The following is a 3,373-nucleotide window of genomic DNA, read 5'->3' as shown; positions in this document are numbered from 1 at the left end:
GGCCTAAAAAACAGCATTGTTTAAAAGGGATTTATGCAAGTTTGAAAGGATGCTATTTGTGTAAAATAGATGCGAAAAGAGGGTATTTTCACAGCCTGACGTTTTGCAGCTTGGCGAAGTGGCGGATTTAGAAGCACTTACTTTCAATTTAGCACTACTGTTTATTAGAAATCCGAAGGTTCAATTTAGCACTATACCCGCCATTTTGCCAAACTGCTGTTACCTGCTGGCGTTTTTGCTGGGTCAGTTTTTTCCTGTACAAAAGTAATTAAACTTTATTCAATGTTTTATACTTTTCAAAGGCACTTTTTGTCAATTCTGTTAGTTCTTCAAAAAGTTTGTCATCTATTTCTTTGAAGTTAAAACAAGATTTACCTTGCATTCGATTTTTAAGTTCTTGGCTTAAGCTGTCAAGTAGTTCGGGGTAATAATAAATCGGCATTAAATGAAAAGCAACATAAGATTTCTTAATTTGAACTGCTCCAAAAAATTCTGACTTTTTGTTGTTTTCAGTTGTCGGTGTGTTTAGGTAGTAATTGTCTGCCTTATCGTGCAATATAGATAATTGCAATTCATAATGGCTTAAAATTGATTTCAGTTTCTCAAATGTTTTGCTATTGTCCATTTGATTTGAGTTTATAAAGGTTATGTCCTAACAATGTTGAGGGAATAAAAACAAGTAAACCAACTACAATAAACCAAGTTGGGTGAGGCAAAGAAAAAAAATTGCCTACTGCTGAAAGTGTCAAAATACAACCTGCAATAATGGGAAGTTTTTTGTTGTCTGACTTGCTAATGCATTTTATTAAAAAACCACAAAGCAATGAACCAGTTATCCAACCTGCTAAAACCAATAACCAAAGTGAAAGTGGCTGATTTTCGTAAAATGCTTTTACTGCAATAGTGTCTTTATAGTCCAATGTTGTTGGTGCTTGGTGCAGATTGCCGTTAATTGTTTCAGCAATTAAGAAAGTTATTATGGCTGTTGCCAAACCTACAACTATTGAAAGAATATTTCGTTTCATATTTTTAACTTATTAAATGAACTGCAAAAGTAATCTACATTTTTTGGCTAAAATTGTAAAAATGTAACCATCGTTAAAATGGAATAAAATGTGGAACAATTTTCATCGTTGGATTTTGCTCTGCCAATTTTACATATTCTGTGGGTTTTAGATTGGTAAACCTTTTGAAATCATTGTTAAAATGTGCTTGGTCAAAATATTCCAACTCGTAAGCAAGATTCGTTAGTTTCTCTGATTTTGAAGAACTAATAGTTTTTAATGTCGTCTGTAACCTATTTAAAGAGGATAGCATCTTTGGCGAAACACCTGCATATTCTTTTGACAAGTCATTTAAGTGTTTTCGTGAGATATTAAATTGTTTACAAATTTCGTTTATAGATAGATTTGTTCTATTGTCAAATAATATTTCAATCATTGCAATAAGTTTTTTGTTGGGTAGTTTATTTTTCAATAATTTGCGGTAGAGAAAATTTTCAACGATTAAGAATTTTTCATTTAAAAATTGGGCTTCTTGTAATTGTTCCCAAGTTTCGTCGGCTTCTTTGTTAAAAATGTTGTCAAGCGAAATATAATTGTCAGCATAATAGTGCAATGGGTCGTTAAGAAAAACAAATGCCCCTAATGTTTTAAACTGAACCACTAACATTTTGCTTATTCCATAACTTTCTACATTGGTCGGTTTTGTTTGTAGTCCTGCAACCCAATGTTTTTTATAGTCAATGTAATGGGTAAATTGTTTGTCTGTAAATAGTTTAAAACTGTCTTCAAGATTGAAATTTAAACTCATAGCCGTTTTAGGAAGTCCTGTTCCCTTATTGTTTCCTTCAATGTAAATTATGCTGTCAACATAATTGTCAAGTGGAAATTTTGGTATGTGTTTTTGATATTTCATTTACATCTGCTTGTGTCTTTTGGGTCGTTCGCTACGCTTGCAGGTAACGTTTTGCAGCTACCCGAAGGTGGCGCTTTCGAAGCACTTCACTGTCAACCAAGCAGAAACTTTGATAGAAGCACAAAGCTTGATTTAACCACTGAACCGCCACTTTTGGGTAGGTGCTGTTGGTAGCAGTTTTTATTTCTTTACGTACTTTCCTTTAAATTCAGGGTACTTAAGTGCTGTCAAAGCGTTATCACCAAAGCTGTTTGTTCCTTCACGCCAATTTAAAATGTCTAATGAGTTTTCACTCGATTGTCTGGCTGATACTTCAATGAAAACATTTTTAATTACACCACCTTTGTCAAACCTGTAAAGAAAGGTTCTATTTAGTCGCCACTCTCTATTTCCATTATTGTCTCTATATGGTACTTCAAGAAATCTTTGCGCAGAACTGTTAACATTAGCGTTCGTTGCATAAACATAGAGATGAAGGCCGTTATCGTCTTTTTCAACCTTCAGATAATATTGTACATCTTTCCTATCTCGCCCGCAAAATTCTGGATATCGGCTTATTGTTGTACTTTTTTCACCTGTAAAATCATTTTCTAATCGAATAGTTCTTGGAAAATCATTGGTAGCATCTCTATTTACGAAATACAGAAAGCATCTTTTTTCCCAATCACAATTACATATATTCCCGTTCTTCTTTAGTTTAATAACCTTGACTTTATAATAAACATTGGGATTTTTTACCGTGATTTTGTAAAAGACACTATCATTTCTCTCATATCTAATAGAGTCTATGAATGGAGCAACCTTTTCAATTATTGGTGCTGCTTCTGGGCTTGTGATTGCCGCACTTATATCCTTTAATGCTTTAGAAATATCTGCGTTAAACTCTTTCTTTGCTGACAAAGTTATTGTAACAGAATCAGCAGAAATGCCTTCATAGACATATTTACCACCAACTTGTAAATTGTCAATTGCTTCTTGATTTAAAGAACGTACTTTTAAACTATATGCATTTGTTGTTTGCAATGAAACCTTACTTGTATTAAAGTATTTGGTCACAAAGTTTCTAAACTTTTCTTGGTACTCTGTAATACTTTCGGCACTCTCTCTAATGTCAATTGCTGGATTCTTGTCATACTTCAAACCGAAATTGAAGTTTAAATCTCCGTTTTTAATTTCTTTTACTGGTGCTCCAAGAATTCCTGACTGTGGAGTGGTCAAAGTAATCCAATCTTGAGCTTTTGTTGTTAACTGTCCTGCAATGATTACAAGAAGTGTGATTAGTGTCTTTTTCATTTTGCTTCTGTTTATGGTTGTTTTTAAAATTGCTACCAACGTTTCGCGGCTTGAAGCAGTTGGGGTTAAGGAAGCCTTTACTTTCGGTTTAAGACTAAACTTTGCAAATACAAAACCAACTTCAAATTATGCCCTAAACCCCCAATTGCTTCAAACCGCTGTT

General features: G+C 33.6%; 4 protein-coding genes. All 4 read right to left on the bottom strand.

The window, feature by feature from the left end; translation table 11 throughout:
• Window positions 1-268: 268 nt before the first annotated feature.
• Window positions 269-625, bottom strand: a complete 357-nt coding sequence (locus tag PHR76_RS13060; protein ID WP_300063591.1) for a hypothetical protein — start codon at window positions 623-625, stop codon at window positions 269-271.
• Entirely contained in the window at window positions 615-1,025 is a 411-nt protein-coding gene (locus tag PHR76_RS13055) for a hypothetical protein (protein ID WP_300063589.1), read from the bottom strand. The genes PHR76_RS13060 and PHR76_RS13055 overlap by 11 nt, the downstream gene beginning before the upstream one ends.
• 73 nt (window positions 1,026-1,098) lie before the next feature.
• Window positions 1,099-1,917, bottom strand: a complete 819-nt coding sequence (locus PHR76_RS13050) for a helix-turn-helix domain-containing protein (RefSeq protein ID WP_300063586.1) — start codon at window positions 1,915-1,917, stop codon at window positions 1,099-1,101.
• Between the two features lie 180 nt (window positions 1,918-2,097).
• On the bottom strand, window positions 2,098-3,210 hold the full coding sequence (locus PHR76_RS13045) for a hypothetical protein (RefSeq protein ID WP_300063583.1): 1,113 nt from the start codon (window positions 3,208-3,210) through the stop codon (window positions 2,098-2,100).
• Window positions 3,211-3,373 lie beyond the last annotated feature (163 nt).

This window comes from Flavobacterium sp., from assembly GCF_028689845.1.
Lineage (GTDB): Bacteria > Bacteroidota > Bacteroidia > Flavobacteriales > Flavobacteriaceae > Flavobacterium.
This window is presented reverse-complemented; position numbering and strand designations above follow the sequence as displayed.

Bases quoted from the DNA above. Each gene is read 5' to 3' on its own strand.
- PHR76_RS13060 (WP_300063591.1), bottom strand. From the start codon at position 625: ATGGACAATAGCAAAACATTTGAGAAACTGAAATCAATTTTAAGCCAT.
- PHR76_RS13055 (WP_300063589.1), bottom strand. From the start codon at position 1,025: ATGAAACGAAATATTCTTTCAATAGTTGTAGGTTTGGCAACAGCCATA.
- PHR76_RS13050 (WP_300063586.1), bottom strand. From the start codon at position 1,917: ATGAAATATCAAAAACACATACCAAAATTTCCACTTGACAATTATGTT.
- PHR76_RS13045 (WP_300063583.1), bottom strand. From the start codon at position 3,210: ATGAAAAAGACACTAATCACACTTCTTGTAATCATTGCAGGACAGTTA.